The sequence below is a fragment of the Bradyrhizobium sp. AT1 genome (genome assembly GCF_001590795.1).
Taxonomy (GTDB): domain Bacteria; phylum Pseudomonadota; class Alphaproteobacteria; order Rhizobiales; family Xanthobacteraceae; genus Bradyrhizobium.
The window spans coordinates 386,302-402,399 of record NZ_JXDL01000001.1 but is presented as its reverse complement, the minus strand read 5'-3'; the positions used below and the strand labels follow the sequence as shown (position 1 = coordinate 402,399).

Annotated in this window: 19 protein-coding genes; 9 read left to right on the top strand and 10 right to left on the bottom strand. The window is 64.3% G+C overall.

Features of this window, described 5'->3' with window-relative positions; translation table 11 throughout:
- From SE92_RS01940 to SE92_RS01930, 3 genes are all read right to left on the bottom strand, one after another.
- Positions 1-1,092: a TRAP transporter substrate-binding protein gene (locus tag SE92_RS01940; RefSeq protein ID WP_063194225.1), complete on the bottom strand. Its 1,092-nt coding sequence runs from the start codon at positions 1,090-1,092 to the stop codon at positions 1-3.
- Between the two features lie 203 nt (positions 1,093-1,295).
- Entirely contained in the window at positions 1,296-1,556 is a 261-nt protein-coding gene (locus tag SE92_RS01935) for a hypothetical protein (RefSeq protein ID WP_063194224.1), read from the bottom strand.
- 67 nt (positions 1,557-1,623) lie between these two features.
- A complete protein-coding gene (locus SE92_RS01930; protein WP_063203293.1) occupies positions 1,624-2,577 on the bottom strand; it encodes a DUF2778 domain-containing protein in 954 nt (317 codons plus the stop codon).
- A gap of 200 nt (positions 2,578-2,777) precedes the next feature.
- Between SE92_RS01930 and SE92_RS01925 the strand changes: the two genes are divergently transcribed.
- Positions 2,778-3,215 (top strand): DUF1810 domain-containing protein, encoded by a 438-nt coding sequence (locus SE92_RS01925; RefSeq protein ID WP_063194223.1) that lies wholly within the window; start codon positions 2,778-2,780, stop codon positions 3,213-3,215.
- A gap of 9 nt (positions 3,216-3,224) precedes the next feature.
- Here SE92_RS01925 and SE92_RS01920 read toward each other — a convergent pair whose 3' ends face one another.
- Positions 3,225-4,001, bottom strand: coding sequence for a crotonase/enoyl-CoA hydratase family protein (locus SE92_RS01920; protein WP_063194222.1), 777 nt, complete (start codon positions 3,999-4,001; stop codon positions 3,225-3,227).
- A 153-nt stretch (positions 4,002-4,154) separates the two neighbouring features.
- Here SE92_RS01920 and SE92_RS01915 point away from each other — a divergent pair, with 153 nt between their 5' ends.
- The 3 genes from SE92_RS01915 to SE92_RS01905 all read left to right on the top strand — a co-directional run bounded on the left by SE92_RS01915 (position 4,155) and on the right by SE92_RS01905 (position 7,171).
- Positions 4,155-4,742, top strand: a complete 588-nt coding sequence (locus SE92_RS01915; protein WP_245324419.1) for a TetR/AcrR family transcriptional regulator — start codon at positions 4,155-4,157, stop codon at positions 4,740-4,742.
- 2 nt (positions 4,743-4,744) lie between these two features.
- Positions 4,745-4,996, top strand: coding sequence for a hypothetical protein (locus tag SE92_RS01910; protein WP_063194220.1), 252 nt, complete (start codon positions 4,745-4,747; stop codon positions 4,994-4,996).
- A 93-nt stretch (positions 4,997-5,089) separates the two neighbouring features.
- Positions 5,090-7,171 carry a methyl-accepting chemotaxis protein gene (locus SE92_RS01905; RefSeq protein ID WP_063194219.1) on the top strand — a complete coding sequence of 694 codons (2,082 nt, stop codon included), beginning with the start codon at positions 5,090-5,092 and terminating at the stop codon, positions 7,169-7,171.
- A gap of 107 nt (positions 7,172-7,278) precedes the next feature.
- Here the strand turns inward: SE92_RS01905 and SE92_RS01900 are convergent, their stop codons facing one another.
- Both SE92_RS01900 and SE92_RS01895 read right to left on the bottom strand, forming a co-directional pair.
- Complete coding sequence (locus SE92_RS01900; protein WP_063194218.1) at positions 7,279-7,869, bottom strand: NADPH-dependent FMN reductase; 591 nt, start codon at positions 7,867-7,869, stop codon at positions 7,279-7,281.
- A 50-nt stretch (positions 7,870-7,919) separates the two neighbouring features.
- On the bottom strand, positions 7,920-8,705 hold the full coding sequence (locus SE92_RS01895) for an AraC family transcriptional regulator (protein ID WP_245324418.1): 786 nt from the start codon (positions 8,703-8,705) through the stop codon (positions 7,920-7,922).
- Between the two features lie 456 nt (positions 8,706-9,161).
- Between SE92_RS01895 and SE92_RS01890 the strand changes: the two genes are divergently transcribed.
- From SE92_RS01890 to SE92_RS01880, 3 genes are read left to right on the top strand one after another with little or no spacing between them, the layout of a single operon-like run.
- Positions 9,162-10,271, top strand: coding sequence for a DUF2336 domain-containing protein (locus tag SE92_RS01890; protein ID WP_063194217.1), 1,110 nt, complete (start codon positions 9,162-9,164; stop codon positions 10,269-10,271).
- On the top strand, positions 10,268-10,594 hold the full coding sequence (locus tag SE92_RS01885) for a PilZ domain-containing protein (protein ID WP_063194216.1): 327 nt from the start codon (positions 10,268-10,270) through the stop codon (positions 10,592-10,594). The genes SE92_RS01890 and SE92_RS01885 overlap by 4 nt, the downstream gene beginning before the upstream one ends.
- Positions 10,595-10,641: 47 nt before the next feature.
- Positions 10,642-11,757 (top strand): HD-GYP domain-containing protein, encoded by a 1,116-nt coding sequence (locus SE92_RS01880; protein WP_063194215.1) that lies wholly within the window; start codon positions 10,642-10,644, stop codon positions 11,755-11,757.
- Between the two features lie 27 nt (positions 11,758-11,784).
- On the opposite strand, the gene SE92_RS34745 is transcribed toward SE92_RS01880, so the two are convergent.
- Positions 11,785-11,991, bottom strand: coding sequence for a hypothetical protein (locus tag SE92_RS34745; RefSeq protein ID WP_084251728.1), 207 nt, complete (start codon positions 11,989-11,991; stop codon positions 11,785-11,787).
- A 129-nt stretch (positions 11,992-12,120) separates the two neighbouring features.
- A complete protein-coding gene (locus tag SE92_RS01875; RefSeq protein ID WP_063194214.1) occupies positions 12,121-12,798 on the bottom strand; it encodes a nitroreductase in 678 nt (225 codons plus the stop codon).
- Between the two features lie 117 nt (positions 12,799-12,915).
- Between SE92_RS01875 and SE92_RS01870 the strand changes: the two genes are divergently transcribed.
- Positions 12,916-13,878 (top strand): alpha/beta hydrolase, encoded by a 963-nt coding sequence (locus tag SE92_RS01870; RefSeq protein WP_063194213.1) that lies wholly within the window; start codon positions 12,916-12,918, stop codon positions 13,876-13,878.
- A gap of 135 nt (positions 13,879-14,013) precedes the next feature.
- Here SE92_RS01870 and SE92_RS01865 read toward each other — a convergent pair whose 3' ends face one another.
- Complete coding sequence (locus SE92_RS01865) at positions 14,014-14,466, bottom strand: cupin domain-containing protein (protein ID WP_063194212.1); 453 nt, start codon at positions 14,464-14,466, stop codon at positions 14,014-14,016.
- A 191-nt stretch (positions 14,467-14,657) separates the two neighbouring features.
- Between SE92_RS01865 and SE92_RS01860 the strand changes: the two genes are divergently transcribed.
- Positions 14,658-14,906, top strand: coding sequence for a hypothetical protein (locus tag SE92_RS01860; protein ID WP_063194211.1), 249 nt, complete (start codon positions 14,658-14,660; stop codon positions 14,904-14,906).
- Positions 14,907-15,103: 197 nt separating this feature from the next.
- Here the strand turns inward: SE92_RS01860 and SE92_RS01855 are convergent, their stop codons facing one another.
- Complete coding sequence (locus tag SE92_RS01855; RefSeq protein ID WP_063194210.1) at positions 15,104-15,979, bottom strand: MBL fold metallo-hydrolase; 876 nt, start codon at positions 15,977-15,979, stop codon at positions 15,104-15,106.
- Positions 15,980-16,098 lie beyond the last annotated feature (119 nt).

Below are 16,098 nucleotides of genomic sequence, written 5' to 3'. Positions count from 1 at the left end.
TCAGGTCTTGTTGCGCATCTTGCTGAGCAAATAGTTGTCGTAGAAGTTTTCCGCGATCTGCGTATAGAACAGCAGCTCCTTCATATACGCGTCGTGGCTCTCCTTGGTCCGCTTGAACAGATCGCTCTTGGCGGCGAGCTCGTTCAGATGGTCCTGGGTCGCGTTGTAGCAGGCCTCCAGCACCGGCTGCGGGAACGCTTTCAGCTCCGCGCCATTGGCGATCAGACGCTTCAGCGCCGCCGGATTCACGCTGTCGTATTTCTCGAGCATCCAGGCGCCGGCGGCCGCACCCGCCTGATTGACGATCGCCTGGTACTGCTTGGGCAGCGAGGCCCATTTCTCGTCATTGACGATCATGTGCAGCATCGCGCCGCCTTCCCACCAGCCGGGGAAGTAATAGTATTTGGCGACCTTCTGGAAGCCGAGCTTCTCGTCGTCATAGGGACCGACGAACTCGACCGCGTCGATCGTGCCCTTCTCCAGCGCCGGATAGATGTCGCCGCCCGCGATCTGCTGCGGCACGACGCCGAGCTTGGCCAGCACGTGGCCGCCCATGCCGGCGATGCGGAATTTGAGGCCTTTGAGATCGTCGACGGTCTTGATCTCCTTGCGGAACCAGCCGCCCATCTGGGTGCCGGAATTGCCGCAGAGGATGGCGTGCGCCTTGAACGGTTTCAGCGCCTCATTGGTGAGATCGGCGCCGCCGCCGAAGTGCCACCAGGATTCCTGATGGCGATGGTTCATGCCGAACGGCGCGCCGGTGGCATAGGCCAGCGCGGGCTCCTTGCCGATGTAGAAATAGAGCGGGGTCTGCGCCATCTCCACCGAACCGGTGCTGACGGCGTCGAGCGCCTGCAAGCCCGGAACGATCTCGCCGGCGCCAAAGGTCTGGATCTGGAATTTGTTGTCGGTGGCCTCGGCAACATATTTCGCGAAGGTCTGCGCCGTGCCGTAGATGGTATCGAGCGACTTCGGGAAGCTCGAGGTCAAACGCCATTTGATCTCGGGCGCGCTCTGCGCGATCGCAGGTGCAGCAACCAGCGTCGTCGCGCCGGCGACAGCACCACCCTTGAGGAATGTACGGCGTTTCATGATGGGCTCTCCCCTGAATCCAATTTTCAAACGTATGGGTTTTTCGGCGACGGTCTTGGCGGACCGTTTGCCTGTTCCGAGAGCAGAGTTCAAGATGCGTGAAGGCTTGTAGCCCGGATGGAGCGCAGCGCAATCCGGGACAGTGCCGCCGACGCACGCAATCCCGGATTACGCTTCCGCTCCATCCGGACTACGAGCGGTCCTCAGAGCAGCTTCGCGCTGACGAACAGCGCGCGCACGGCATTGGTCGCCTGCACCGCCAGCATCGCGTTACCGGCCGCGCCTTCCAGTGCGGCGACGGCGTCCTCATGCAGGGAACGGAATTCCATCCATTCGACCGACTTGAAGTTGGTCAGAAATTGATAGGCCTGGCCGACAGTCGCGATCGCCAGCGTGTCACCGTTCAACTTGATCTTGAACGTCGTACGCAGCGGGGTCTCGGAACTTGATGGATCACTACTCATGGGCTGCTTCTGGACGATGACGGCTTAACGAAGGGGAAACGGCAGCCCCACAGCAAGCAGGCAAATATCAGGAGTCGGTGCTCGCGCGCTGCGAGGCGGTCGCCGATCCGCTCAGGCTCGGCACCACGACGAGACGGTTGAACTCGCCGTTGTCCCAAGCCTTGAGGAAACGATCATAGTCCTTGATCGAGACGCAGCCGTTGGAATCACCACGCGGGCCCAGCATGTAGCTGTGGGTCAAAAGGCCGACGCGGCCGAGCGCGCTGGTGCCCTCGGTCGGCGTCAGGCGCAGCGCCCGAATGCCGTGGAACAGCTTTTCGCGCGGCTTCAGGTCGTAGATCGCGGGCGGGGTCGCACCGACCATGCGCTGATCGACATGATCGGGGTCGTCCATCAGCGCGCCCATGCCCGAATGGGCTTCCAGCGCGACGCCGCTCGGCAGGTACAGCGCCTTGGCCTTGATGTCATAGACCGCCGTCCGCGAATCGTAGCCGAGCGCGGCGAGATCCGGCGCCCTGCCGAGCAGGCCGTCGCCGGGCGTCAGCGACGCCAGCCTGATCTTGTCGGTGAATTTTTCGAAGAAGTTGCGGTTGTCGACCCTGGGGTTGGTCTCGGCATAGGCCTGGCTGGACGCGATCTGGGCGGAGAAGTCCGCCTGCGCCGGGCGCGAGCGCGGCATGGGAACGGCGTCGGCGCGCTGCGTGGCGGGCCTGGTCTCGTCGACCGTCTGCCGGTCGTCTTCGGTCAAGGTCGAGCGCCACTCGTCGCCCTGGAGCTTCTGGGCCAGCATCGCCTTGGCGTCGCGCAGCTTGAGTTGGACCGCGTTCAACGCGGAACGCTCCATCGTTCGCAGGCCAAGCTCCCGGGCAGACGGATTGCCGGACGCCGAAGCAAAGCGGTCCTCGAAAGACGGGCCATTGCCCGGCGGCAGTGCGGCAGTGACCAGCGAACTGGAATCGCCGATATCGGCAACCCAGGCCGCAGCCCCCAGTGCCAGCGCGACGGCGGCCAAAGACAGCAATATCGTCTCCGCTCGCCCGATACGGCGGCGCGACAACAGCCTCTCGGCGCTTGCGCGGTCGGAAACCATCAGATCCCCAAATCGACCCCCGGGGGGACCCACCCCCACCCAGAGACTCTATACCAGCTACCACATTGGGAGCCAAAAGTTAGGCATAATCGCGGCCGGCAAGGGCCCGACCAGGCATCCTAAGGTATCAAATGACCGATCCGTTCGATCTCCAGCGCTTTGTCCGGGCCCAGGACCCGGTCTATCGCGACGTTCAGGCGGAGCTGACCCGGGGGCGGAAACAGAGCCACTGGATGTGGTTTGTCTTCCCGCAAATCGCAGGTCTCGGCTTCAGCGTCATGTCGCAGCGCTACGCCATCGGCTCCCGCGCGGAGGCCCGGGCCTATCTCGCCCACCCGGTGCTCGGGGCGCGCCTGGTCGAATGCACCGGGCTCGTCCTCGCCGTCGAGGGCCGGAGCATCAACGCGATCCTCGGCGCGCCGGATGATGCCAAATTCCACTCGTCGATGACGCTGTTCGGCGCGGTGTCCGATCAGCCCATTTTCGGTGACGCACTCGCCCGGTATTTCGCAGGCGAACGCGACAGCGCCACGCTGGAGATCCTGTCGAAATTGGATCGGCAAGTTTAGCGCGTCTGATCAACGCCCCTGGAAGACTGCGGCACGACGCTCGATGAAGGATTGAATGCCTTCCTTCGCATCCGCGCTGCCGAGCACGCGGGCGCGAATTTCCGGGATGTAGGCGATCGCCGCCGCCTCGCCGCCTTCGACATATTTCGCCGCCGCTTCCTTGGTGACCTGGACGCCGAGCGGCGCATTGCCCGCGATGATCGCAGCGAGCGTCATCGCACGCTCGACCTGCTCGCCTGCCGGCACGACCTCCTGGACGAGGCCGATCGCATGGGCGCGCGCGGCCGAAAACTCGTCGCACAGGAGCAGATGGTACATCGCATCGCCCCAGCCCGCGCGCGAAAGGTAGCGGAAATGCGCGCCGCCAAGCGGCGCGATGCCGCGCTTGGATTCCATCTGGCAGAAGCGCGCGTCCGCAGCGGCCACCACGATGTCGCCGGCGAGCATCAGCTCGATGCCGATCGTGAACACGATGCCTTGCACGGCGGTCACGATCGGCTTGCGACAGCGCTTGGCAAGGCCGAACGGATCGACATTGCCTTCCCTGATGTTGCGCTTCTCCGCGGTCGGCCCGAAGAATTTCGGCATGTCGAGACCCGCGGTGAAATCCCTGCCCTCGGCGCAGATCACGCCGACGCGATAGGCCTCATTGTCGTGCAGCTCGGTCAGCGCATCGGACAATTGCTCCATCATCGCCGGCGTGAACGCGTTCTTCTTCGCGGCGTTGTCGATGATGATCTTGAGAACGTGGCCGTGCACTTCGGTCCGAATGTGTCCTTCGCTCATGCGCCTTCTCCATGATCGTGATGATGGTCAAAGGGTGCCCTTCCCGAAACTATGACATACGTCATATCTCAGCCTCGCTTGATTATGTCAATCGTCATAGTCTAGATAGCGGATGCCAATTACGGACCCCCGATGACCACCACACGCGACAAGATGATCGCCGGCGCCGCCGATTTGATGAGCCGACGCGGCGTCAATGCCACCAGCATGCGCGACGTCGTTCGACACACGGCGACCCCGCGCGGCTCGATTGGTCACCACTTTCCGGACGGCAAGCGGCAGTTGATCGCCGAAGCCGTGATCTTCGCGGGCACCCAGGTGTCCACTCCCCTGGAGAAGGCCATGCGCGACCGCGGTGTGATCGACGGCTTGCGGGCCTTTGTGGCTTCCTGGCGCCGCCGGCTGGAGGCAACCGGCTTCGAGGCCGGATGCCCGGTGCTCGCCGTCGCCGTCGACCGCTATGTCGGCGAGGTCTCCGACAAGGACGATGACGCCGCGCAGCAGCAACTGCTCGACCTCGCCGATGGCGTGTTCGCAGAGTGGCGGCAGATCATGCACGCAGCCTTGCTGCGTGAAGGGCTGGCCGCGGAACGCGCGGAGCGACTTGCAACGCTCGTCGTGGCTTCGATCGAAGGCACGGTTGCGATGTGCCGTGCCAGCCGCCGCGCGGACGCGCTCGATCAGGTCCAGGAAGAGCTGGAGATCGTGCTGACCGCCGCCCTCACCCGAGTCACCAGATAGATTTGGATACGCAACGATGGATTTGTCCCGATCAGGCGCGTCTCGGCGCCGACCTGCCGCCGCGCGCAGGACCTTATACGGTGGAGATGCCGCTGGCCTGGCTTGCCAATGAGCTGTCGCGGACCGGCATCGGCCTCAAGGCCGGCCAGACCATCAGCACGGGCACGCTGACCGGCATGCTGCGACCGAAGGCTGGCGAAACCTACCTTGCCGATTTTGGTCCGCTGGGATCGGTCAGCGCGACCTATAGCTGAGGCGGCTTCGTCGACCCGGAGCGTAAACCCGGGATTAACACGGGCAAACTATCGTCCGGGCAAAATAATTCTCCGTTATTTGCCGGACAGATCATGAAAATCGGTACGCTCCTGACCACCGCCATCGTCTCGCTCTCGACCGTGGGCGGCGGCCTCGCCGTCTACGTCGCCGTCACCAAGTACCAGACGATGGAGCGGATCACCGAAGCGGAAGGCCGGCTTTCGATCGCCCGCGCCGTCAGCGACATCCCGCGCTACCTCAATCCCGAGCGCGGCTTTTCCACCAACATCCTCTACGGGCCGGCGGCGGTGGACCCGGCGCTCCTGACCGAGCAGGACAAGCTGCGCAAGCAGACCGACGGCGCGCGCGACAAGATGAACGCGCTGCGCAAGGAGCTGCCCGGCTCTTTCGACGACGGCAACACCATCGGTGGCAATATCGACGGCATCAATTCGAAATTCACCGCACTCCGCGCGGCCATCGACAAGGCGCTCACCGGACCTGCGGAGGCGCGCAAGGACGCAGCCAAGAAGATCGTCGCCGACAACGCCGTGCTCAACGCCAGCGTGACCGCGCTGCTCAACGAGCAGGTCCGCCGCATGGCGATCCTGAACGGCGACGCCTACCGGCAGGCAAGCTACGCCAACACGGCCATGACGCTGCGCGACGTCGGCGGTTTCAACTCCAGCCTGCACAAGAACCTCGTCGGCGGCAAGAAGCCGGCGACCGACACCGAGAAGGCCGACATCGGTCGCTCCCAGGGCCGCAACGACCAGCTCGTGATGGCGCTGCTGGAACTGCGCGGCAATCCGGCTACTCCGGCGAACGTCGCCGCGGCCCTGGAGAAGTTCAATTCGATCTATGTCGAGGAGTTCGGCCGCGAGCTCAAGCTGGTCAAGGACGGTGCCATCAGCGGCAAGTACGAACACGACATGGAGACCTATTACGCCGCCACCCAGCGCGGCCTCAGCACCATCATCGAGGTCCGCGACGCCTTCTACGACAACGCCGAGCAGATCCTCGCCGGCGCCTCCTCTGCCGCGCGCACCAGCTTCATCATCGCGCTTGCCGGCCTTGCCGCCGTGTTGATCGCGAGCGCCGGTCTCATCGTGATGGTTCGCCGCCGCGTCTGCGCACCGATCGTCCACCTGACGAGCCGGATGTCGCGGCTCGCCGAGGGCGAGGTTGCGGACAGCATCCCCGGCGCCGAGCGCTCCGACGAGATCGGGGCGATGGCTGCGGCCGTTCAGGTCTTCAAGGACAACATGATCCGGGCCGACCGGCTGGCGGCCGAGAAGCAGGCCGAAAACGACGGCAAGATGCGCCGCGCCCAGGCGCTCGACGAGCTCACCCGCGCGTTCGAGGCCAAGGTCACCGAGCTCGTCGGCGGCCTTTCGCGGGCGTCCTCGACCATGGAAACCACCGCGCAGTCGATGACCTCGACGGCGGCCCAGACCAACAGCCAGGCCGCGGTGGTCGCGGCTGCCTCCGAGCAGACCTCGACCAATGTGCAAACCGTCGCCAGCGCCACCGAGGAGCTGACCTCCTCGATCTCCGAGATCGGCCGTCAGGTCGCGCAGAGCACCGAGATCGCGGCCCGCGCCGTCGACAACGCCCGCCGCACCGGCGACACCGCGCGCATGCTCGCTGAGGGCGCCCAGAAGATCGGCGACGTCGTCACGCTGATCCAGAGCATCGCCGAGCAGACCAATCTTCTCGCACTCAACGCCACGATCGAGGCCGCGCGCGCCGGCGATGCCGGTCGCGGCTTTGCCGTGGTCGCCTCGGAAGTGAAGTCACTGGCCGGCCAGACCGCCAAGGCCACCACCGAGATCTCCGAGCAGATCACGGCGATCCAGACCGCGAGCGACGAGACCGTGGCCGCGATCCGCAACGTCGCCGACGTCATCGGCGAGATCGACCAGATCGGCACCGCGATTGCCGCGGCGATCGAGGAGCAGGGCTCGGCCACCAAGGAGATCTCCCGCAGCGTCCAGGAGGCCGCCCGCGGCACCCAGGAGGTCAACACCAACATATCGGGCGTGCAGCGCGCCGCCGACGACACCGGCGCTGCCGCACGGGAAGTGCTGGTCGCCGCCGAGCAGCTCTCGACCCAGTCGCGCGATCTCGCCGGACAGTTCGACCGTTTCCTCGGCGAGGTCCGGGCGGCTTAAAGGCATGAACTCGTAGCCCGGATAAAGCGCAGCGAAATCCGGGATTCGAACGTCATCGGCACTGCCCCGGATTACGCTTTCGCTCCATCCGGGCTACGCAGCCGGGCCTAGTACGGCGGCGCCTTGCGCGCCCGCTGCGCCTTGGCGGCCTCGATCCACCACTGCAGATCGTCGGCAAAGCGCGGGAACGAGCGTTCCAGCGCTTTGCCGCCGTCGCCGATCGGTTCGCCGTCCTCGGACAGCGTCTGCGCGATCGGGCCGACGCCGATGGTGCTCGACACCACCACCATGCCCATCTCCGACAGCGTGCCGTGCCAGGCCGTAGACGCACGCGCGCCCGAGAGCCGGCCGGCCGAATAGCTCACGATCGCGGCCGGGCGCCAGAACCACTCCTCGAGGAAATGGTCGGTGAGGTTCTTCAGGCCCGGCTGAATGCCCCAATTGTACTCACCGGTGACAAAGACAAAACCGTCGGCGCCGCGGATCTGCGCGGCCAGCTTTTCCAGCGCCTCGGGCGCCGCGCCCTTGGGATATTCCTTGTACATGCGGTCGAGCATCGGCAGGCCGATCGCCTTGGCGTCGATGAACTCGACGTCGTCGCCGCGCCCGCGCAGCCGATTGATGACGAAATTCGCAAGGCGGATGCCCATGCGGTCGGAACGGTAGGAACCGTAGAGGACGAGAATGCGATTGCTCATGGCCGGGACGGTAGCACGAAACCGCCATGTGATCCTACCCCATTTGCCAGCTAGCGACCGCGCCCGCCTTCCAAAGTCTGCGACGGCGTCTCGCCAAATTGCTCGCGGTAACTCCGGGAGAAGTCGCTCAGATGCCAGAAGCCGAACGCCAGCGCGACGGTCTTGACGCTATCGGCGCCCGCCAGCAGCCGCCGGCGCACCAGCCACAACCGGCGCAGGCGCAAGTACCGGTGCAGGCTCATGCCGCGATAGCGGGGGATGACGTCGTGCATGGTGCGGACGGACAGCCCGAGCTTGCGCGCAATCTCCTCGCTGTAGATCGGCTGCGAGAGATCATCGGACAAAAGCGCACTGATCTCCCGGAATATCCTGAAGTTTCGCTCGTCATTGGGGCGCAGGGTCCAGCGCACCGAGACAACGTCTTCAAGTGCGTGGTCGACAGCTGCGAGCAAAGACTCCTTCATTGCTCTTGCCTTGAGGGGAATATCTGAGGCCCGCACGGGGTCCGAAGCCGCGGCTAGCACCTCACGTACGATGACGCGCAAACGATCCAAGCCCGCGGCGCTCGTCTCGAAAATCTTGAAGCTCTGCGCCGGTCTTGGCCAGCCGCGGTCCGCCACCTCCGGCCTGAAAACCACCGAAGCAATTTGCCGCTGCACCTCCTCGATGATGGTGTAGCCCGCGCCGCCGCTGCCGACGACGATGGCCGGGCGCGCACGCTGGGAGCCGTTGAAACGGATGGGAACGTCAAGCTCGTCCATGGTGAAGCCGACCGCCGTGCAATTCTCGACGAGCTGCGCGTCGACCACGCGCGGAAATGCGGTCGTCAGATTCACGTCGCAGCCGGGCAACGACAGAATGATCTGCTCGGCCGAAATCCTCCGCACGAACGGCGTGAATTCGAAGTTCAGGCCCCGGATGGCATTCCGAAATTCATCGACTCTGAAAAGCGAAATACTTTGGGTGCCAACCCGGGCACGTCATCAATACTGTTCATGGTGCCAGGAAATGCTGCGCCGCAATTGACGCGGGTCCGGCAGTGCCGGGTCCCTTCCCGCTTCGGTTTTTGCGTCAAACTGCGAGAATCAATCTCAACGTGTCCTGTCAAGTTGAGGAGGGTAAGACCGAAAGGACAAGCCGCGACTTCAGATCTCGCCGAATTTCGATAGCGTTTTTCGGGAATTCGTCGCGCAACCGGTACTGCGATACTCGACGTTTAAAATGCCATTAACGCGCTTAAGGCGCAATGAAGCTCGTTAGATTGTCAAATTCATTTCATTCAGGCTCCTGCCATGACGGCAAATTCGCCTGCCGATATTTTGGGTGAGTTGGAGGATGCGGTCGCAACCTGCCCGCTGGACCGTTGCGCCCGCATCCTCGAAGGCATTTTGCAGCTGCTGGCGGGCAGCCGCGACCGCTCCCAGGAATTGCTCGCCAATGTGGTCGATGGCGTCCTGCTGCGATTGACGGAGCGGGTCGAAGCCAGCGCATTGGTTCAGCTCGGCGTGGAGCTTGCGGAGCTCAAGGTGGCTCCGCCGGAGACGTTGCGACGTCTCGCCTCACACGACGATCCCGACGTGGCCTGTCCCGTTCTGCTCAAATCACAGGCGCTGTCTATGTCCGATCTCGAAACGATCGCGACGTCGAGCAGCGAACGACAACAACTGGCGATCGCTGCACGCGAGCATATCGAACCGGCGTTAGCTGACACGCTTGTCAGGCGCGGCGGCCGCGCCGTCCACCTTGCACTGATCGGCAATGCAGGGGCACAGCTCTCCGATGCCGCCTACCTTGCTCTCGTTGCGATGTGCGCAGGTGATGACGAACTCACAAAGGCCCTGGCACTCAGACCGGGGACGCCCGACCCGGTCCTTCGGAAGCTGCTGTCGGCCTCCCCCATCCCCAACGTGCGCGCGGAGCCAAGAGCTCCCTCCGCCCCGCCTACGCAAGCGGCCGCGCCAATTGTGCCCAAGCTGCCGGGTTCCGCCGCCTATGCAAGTGCGCGGCCGGAGATCGTCGCGCTCAACCGCATCGGCAAGCTCAACGATTCCACCGTGAACCGCTTCGCGATCCGCGGCGAGACCGCCAATTTGTTCGTGGCGTTGTCGGTGCTTTCAGGAGCGCCGATCGAGATTGTGGAACATGTCATGACCGACGACGATTGCGAAGGCCTGGTCATGGCCTGTCGGGCTTCGCGGCTTAACTGGCAGACCACGCTTGCCATCCTGAGCAACCGCAGCGGGTCTCGGCTTTCCTATGCCGAGCGCGTGCGCGCGCAACACCATTTCGAAGCACTGCTCTTGTCGACCAGCCAATGGACGGTGCGGTGGGGGGAAATCGCGGCGCGCACAGGTACGGGCGATCCGGGACATCGCAGCGTAAAAGCGGGGGTCAACCGATGAAGTTCGATGGTCGCAAGGCGTCGCGCGTGAAGATGGATCACCGCCAGCCTGTCAACCTGATGGGCTCGGACGGCACATGGCGGCGCAGTTGCTTCCTGCTCGACGTGTCGCAGACCGGGGCGAAAGTCGAGGTCGAGGGCACGCTGGACGTGCTCCAGGCCAAGGAATTTTTCCTGGTGTTGTCGTCGACCGGGCTAGCTTATCGGCGCTGCGAACTGGTCTGGATCGACGGCACCACCGCCGGCGTTCATTTCGTCACAACGGATGGAAAGAAGAAGTCCGTGAGCGCACCGCCGGCAAAGACACAAACTGCCACAGGATGATTTAGCCGATCGTACATCCCGCCATCCGAGACATCGCAGGTCAAGCCGTGCAGAACGCGCGAACCATCGTCGGCCTTGCCAACCCAGACAGCCTCCGCGAGAGGGACTCGGGCCGCTCCTTCGTGCATGTGCTTGCCGACACATCCGACAAGCTGGCCGGCATCTGCTCAATTCTCGAGGAGCGCTTCGCCGTCGCCGGAGAACGCCTGGATGCCGAAGCCAAGTTGACGCGGGTGCCCTCCGCCATCGTCATCCGCGCGGACCTGCGCGACATCGACAATATCGCGGCGATCAAGAAGCGGGCCGGCAAGCTCGCCAAGGCAGGGAAACGAATATTTCTGCTCGAACACAGCTCTCACGTCGGCATCTCGCAAGCCTACGCGCTCGGGGCGACGCTCGTCTTGCCCGGTACGGTCAACCGGTCCAGACTGCTGGCGGCCCTGTCCGGTCCGGCGGATCCTTCTGTCTCATCGAGCGCGACCACACAATCCGACAACGCGGTCGAGGCCGCGGCAACCGCGATCGCCTCGATGTTTACGGCGGTCACCCTCGGCGCGCCTCTCGACGTCGACGGCACCAAGGAGGCTGGCCGTCAGATCGCAGATCGCATCACCCAACGGGGGCTATCGGAATGGCTCACGACGGTACGGCGCCACCACGAGGGAACCTATCAACACTGCCTGCTCGTGACCGGCGTCGCCATCGACTTCGGCCTGAGCCTCGGCGTTGGAAGAGCCGATCTGGAGCGCCTTTACTCGGCTGCCATGTTCCACGACGTCGGCAAGGCGCAGATCCCGCTCGCCATCCTCGACAAGCCCGGCCGCCTCGATGCGGAGGAACGCGCCCTGATTGAAACCCATCCGGCTGCGGGTTTCGAATTTCTGAAGGGACACGACAAGATTTCACCGGAAATTCTAGATGCCGTTCGGCATCATCACGAGTATCTCGACGGCAGCGGCTATCCCGATGGTCTGTCTGCCGAGAGCATTGGCGACATCGTGAGGATTCTCACCATCTCCGATATTTTTGCAGCCCTCATCGAGCACCGGCATTACAAGCCGACCATGCCGCGTGAGGAGGCCTACGACGTCTTGTGCGGGATGAATGGCAAGCTGGAAAAGGCTCTGCTCCATTCATTCAAGCAGGTCGCGCTCACGCGGTGAGCGCGACTGCGCTGTGTCGAACGCGCCCTAATGGGTCGCGCGATAGCTGGCGCGGCGCGGAATCGACCGGCAGGCCAGCCCCTCGGCCAGCAGCTTCATATCCTCGTGCCGGCCGCTGCGTATCAGCCGTCCGAACTCCTCGGATGTGAAAGGAAGAGATGGATCACCATCATCAATGGGGCGCCGCATTCGCGGGCCGAAGAAACGTCGAACCAGGCTAGCCAGCCGCCGCATGTCAATTCCCTCGCGCCAGCAACAAACCTCACAGTCAGCACATTGTTCCTCCCGCACCTTCGAGATTGCAAGAGGCCGCTGACGGCTCCGCACCAAAAAAATGCGGAGAATAATCTCCTCTCCGGCACGCTAATCGGCAAAACCGACGTAACGCACAAACTCCTGATTGTGCTCGCGATCCGAGCGCACCGCGTTCGCGGCAAAGCCGTCGTCGGGATAACCCATCGCGACGCAGGTCATGATGACCTCGTCTTCCGGAATCTTCGCGACCTCGCGCACGATGTCGGAGCGCATGATGCCCTGCCCGTTGATGACGGAGCCGAGGCCGCGGTCCCACGCGGCGAGCACGATGCCGTAGCAGAGCGCGCCCAGATCGAAATGGCAGACCGCGCCGGGATCGAGCACGCGGTCGTAAGTCAGGACCAGCGAGACCGGCGCGTCGAACTGGCGGAAGCCGCGCAGCACCCAGTCCTGCCGCATCGGCTTGTCGTCACGCTCGATCCCCATCGCGCCGAACAATTTCTTGGCGATGTCGACCTGCCGCGTGCGGTGAACGCCCTGGTACTCGCCATGACTGATGATGTCGCGCTTGACCTTGGCCCCGCCAACCATCTCCTCCATGTTGCGGCGGCGCACCTCTTCCAGTGGGCCGCCTGTGAGCACGTGCACATGCCAGGGCTGGGTGTTCATCGACGACGGCGCGCGCTTGGCGCTCTCGATGATCGCCTCGATCACCGCGCGCGGCACCGGCTCGTTCTTGAAGCCGCGCACGCTGCGGCGCGACTGGACCAGCGTTTCGAATTCCACCTCGAAGAACCTCCCTGCCCGTTCGTCGCCGGCATTACGACATGATGCGGTTGCCGACGCGGCGCGCAAAATCTATGCTAACCCGCAAGCAAGACCAAGAACCCTGTGAGGAAGCCCATGGCCGCGCCGCTCGACCCCGTCATCGCCCAGATCATTCCGCTCATGCCGATGCGCGACCTCGCTGTCATGACGCCACAGAGCGCCCGCGATTCCTTGCGCGCACTGGCTGCCTCCCGCGCCGCCATCCCGCCCCCGCCCGTCGATCACGTCGAGGATATCAAGGTGAAGGGCGGCGCCGGCCCGCTTCCTGCGCGTGTCTACCGGGTCGGCACCACGCCCGCTCCGACCGTGGTGTTCTTCCACGGCGGCGGCTGGGTTGCGGGCGACATCGAGACCCACGACCGGCAGGCCCGCAACATCGCGATCGAGACCGGCGCCGTCGTTATCTCCGTCGACTATCGACGCCCGCCGGAAACGCGCTTTCCCGGCGCCTTTGAGGACGCCTTCGCCGCCGTGAGCGATGTGTTTGACCGCGTCGCGGAATTTGGCGGCGATGCAAAACGCCTCGGCGTTGCCGGCGACAGTGCCGGCGGCAATCTCGCGGCAACCACGGCAATCGCCTGCCGCGATGCCGGCCTCAAGCTCGCCGCGCAATTGCTGGTCTACCCTGTCACCGACGTCCTCGGCGGCTACGCCGACGCGCGCGAGAACGCGCGCTATCCCTCGCGCGCTGAAAATGCCGACGGCTACTTCCTGACGCGTGCCACGATGGAATGGTTTTGCGGCCATTATCTCGCCGATCCCGGCCATGCTTCGGACTGGCGCGTCTCGCCGCTGCGCGCGGCATCCCTCGCTGGCGTCGCACCGGCGGTCGTCACCACCGCCTGGTTCGATCCCCTGCGCGACGAGGGCGCGGCCTATGCGCGGGCACTGGAGGCCGCTGGCGTGCGGGTCAAGCACCATGAGGGCCCCGGCCTGATCCACGGCTATTTCGGCATGGGCGATGCCTCGGACGTCGCACGCGCCGAGGCGCAGCGCGCCCGGGCCGACTTCAAGGCGCTGCTGATGCGTGGCGCGTAGCTTGCCACGAAACCGGTAGTCGGTAGCCCGGATGGAGCGTAGCGCAATCCGGGTTTCTTGCGACCCGGACGGTCGAGAGATGCGAGTGGCCTGGCCCCGGATTACGCTGCGCTCCATCCGGGCTACAGGACTCACTCAACGCTGCGCATCGGTATGCCCCCACGTCTCGTCCCAATCCTGACCGGCGGCATCGACGACGCGGCCGTCGGCTTCGAAGAACTTGTTCGGCACCTGGAAGATCGCGAGGATCAGTGCGCCCTCCGGACACCAGGCGGCGTGCCGGCTCCCCGCCTCGCGCCAGATGAACTCACCGGCCTTGCAGACGATGCCCTGAGCAGGCCCCTCCTTGTCGACGAGGGTGCCTTCGATCACCCAGCTCTGCTCGATGCCGACATGCTCGTGGTCGGGGAGCACCGCCCCCGGCGCAAAGCGCATCAAGGCGGTCATCAGGCCCGTACGGCGGTCGAACAGCAGGGTCTTGGCTTCGCAGCCGGGAAAGCGCGTTGTCTGCCAGTCCATGTCTTGCGGCCGAACCAGGTGAGAATGCTGATCGGCGGCGTCCTGGTGTTTCGGGATCATTGCGTCCATCACGATGCTCCGTCCGGCTCAACTGGCCAAGCCTAGCAGGATCGCCCACCGCCGTCAGCGAGCAGTGCAGCAGGCCGGCCGACGCGCGCCAAAAATCGCGGGCGGATCGGACGACAGGCCGTCATCCAGCTTGATTGCGCCACGATTCCCGGCTCCAATCTCTCCGCCATTTCTGGTTTAGGGAGACACCCATGATGAAACGGATTTTCCTCGCTGCGATCGTTGCCACCTTTGCAGCCGGCTCGGCCCTCGCGGACGACACCTGCGAGAGCAAGGCCGTCGGCAAGGACGGCAAGGCGCTCGCCGGCGCCGCCAAGACCTCGTTCCTGAAGAAGTGCAAGCAGGAGGCCTGCACACCCAAGGCCGTCAGCGCCGACGGCAAGCCGCTCGCCGGCGCCGCCAAGAACAGCTTCATGAAGAAGTGCGAAGTCAGCGCGTAAGAGCAGTGGCACTCCGGTGCCCCGGACGCAGCGCAGCGCTACCCTGGCGATGCGAAGCATCGTCCAGTAGCGATGCGCTGCAGAGCCGGGGCCCATGCCGCCGCGAGTATCGCCCGAGAGATGGGTCCCGGCTCAGCGGAGCGGCACTGCGCACCGCACCGCGTCCGGGACACGAGCCTGGCGATTAGTTCGCAGCTTCATTCCCGCCTGAACTTGTAATCGAACGCCCCTTCCCGCGGCCTGATCCATCCCACCGTCGGCGCCGGAAAATGCACCGGCAGGATCAGCGTGTCGGTGTCTGCCACGGACGCGAAGAACTTTCGCCGCGACGCAGCCGACTGCTTCGGATCCCAGTCCGGCCGCGCCGACCAGTCCGGCTCGCGACACTGGATCTGGTGATGCATGAGATCACCTGCGACCACCGCGCGCTGGTCCTTCGAAAAGATATTTACGCAGCAATGACACGGCGAATGTCCCGGCGTCGGCGTCAGCGTGACGGTATCGTCGAGCGCGTAATCGTCGTCGACCAAGAGCGCCTGTCCGGCCTCGACGATCGGCAGGCAATTGTCGCGAAACACGGTACCGGGCGGATTGTTGCCCTTGGCGTGCTCGACCTCCCATGCCGCATACTCGCCCTTGTGGAAGACGTATTTCGCATTCGGAAACGTCGGCACCCAGCGACCGTCGCGCAGGGTCGTATTCCAGCCGGTGTGGTCGATATGCAGATGCGTGCAGAACACGTAGTCGATCTCTTCGAAAGAGATGCCGAGCGCGAACAATTCGTTGCGCCAGCGCTCCTTGCCGGGGAAATCGAACGGCGGCGGATGGCCCTTGTCCTCACCGGTGCAGGTGTCGACCAGAATGGTGTAACGCGGCGTGCGCACCACAAAAGTCTGGTAGGTGATCACCATCATGCCGCGCGCGGCGTCGAACACCTCCGGCTCCATCGTCGGCAGATGGCGCTTGAAGACCGCTTCGTCATAGGCCGGGAAGAAATCCTGCGGCCGCCGCCACGGCCCCTCCCGCTCGATCACCGCATCGATGGTGATGTCGCCGATCCGGATTTGCTTCATGGTTATTCGCTCCCTTTTTGAGGGAGCGTAGTGAGCGCACGGTGCCTGATCAAGTAAGCGAATGGATTGCAAATTTCTCGATCTGGTTGTAGCCCGGATGGAGCGAAGCGTAATCCGGG

Excerpts from the sequence above, each read along its gene's own strand:
- SE92_RS01940 (WP_063194225.1), bottom strand. The coding sequence starts at position 1,092 with ATGAAACGCCGTACATTCCTCAAGGGTGGTGCTGTCGCCGGCGCGACG.
- SE92_RS01935 (WP_063194224.1), bottom strand. The coding sequence starts at position 1,556 with ATGAGTAGTGATCCATCAAGTTCCGAGACCCCGCTGCGTACGACGTTC.
- SE92_RS01925 (WP_063194223.1), top strand. The coding sequence starts at position 2,778 with ATGACCGATCCGTTCGATCTCCAGCGCTTTGTCCGGGCCCAGGACCCG.
- SE92_RS01920 (WP_063194222.1), bottom strand. The coding sequence starts at position 4,001 with ATGAGCGAAGGACACATTCGGACCGAAGTGCACGGCCACGTTCTCAAG.
- SE92_RS01915 (WP_245324419.1), top strand. The coding sequence starts at position 4,155 with ATGATCGCCGGCGCCGCCGATTTGATGAGCCGACGCGGCGTCAATGCC.
- SE92_RS01905 (WP_063194219.1), top strand. The coding sequence starts at position 5,090 with ATGAAAATCGGTACGCTCCTGACCACCGCCATCGTCTCGCTCTCGACC.
- SE92_RS01900 (WP_063194218.1), bottom strand. The coding sequence starts at position 7,869 with ATGAGCAATCGCATTCTCGTCCTCTACGGTTCCTACCGTTCCGACCGC.
- SE92_RS01890 (WP_063194217.1), top strand. The coding sequence starts at position 9,162 with ATGACGGCAAATTCGCCTGCCGATATTTTGGGTGAGTTGGAGGATGCG.
- SE92_RS01885 (WP_063194216.1), top strand. The coding sequence starts at position 10,268 with ATGAAGTTCGATGGTCGCAAGGCGTCGCGCGTGAAGATGGATCACCGC.
- SE92_RS34745 (WP_084251728.1), bottom strand. The coding sequence starts at position 11,991 with ATGCGGCGGCTGGCTAGCCTGGTTCGACGTTTCTTCGGCCCGCGAATG.
- SE92_RS01870 (WP_063194213.1), top strand. The coding sequence starts at position 12,916 with ATGGCCGCGCCGCTCGACCCCGTCATCGCCCAGATCATTCCGCTCATG.
- SE92_RS01865 (WP_063194212.1), bottom strand. The coding sequence starts at position 14,466 with ATGGACGCAATGATCCCGAAACACCAGGACGCCGCCGATCAGCATTCT.
- SE92_RS01860 (WP_063194211.1), top strand. The coding sequence starts at position 14,658 with ATGATGAAACGGATTTTCCTCGCTGCGATCGTTGCCACCTTTGCAGCC.
- SE92_RS01855 (WP_063194210.1), bottom strand. The coding sequence starts at position 15,979 with ATGAAGCAAATCCGGATCGGCGACATCACCATCGATGCGGTGATCGAG.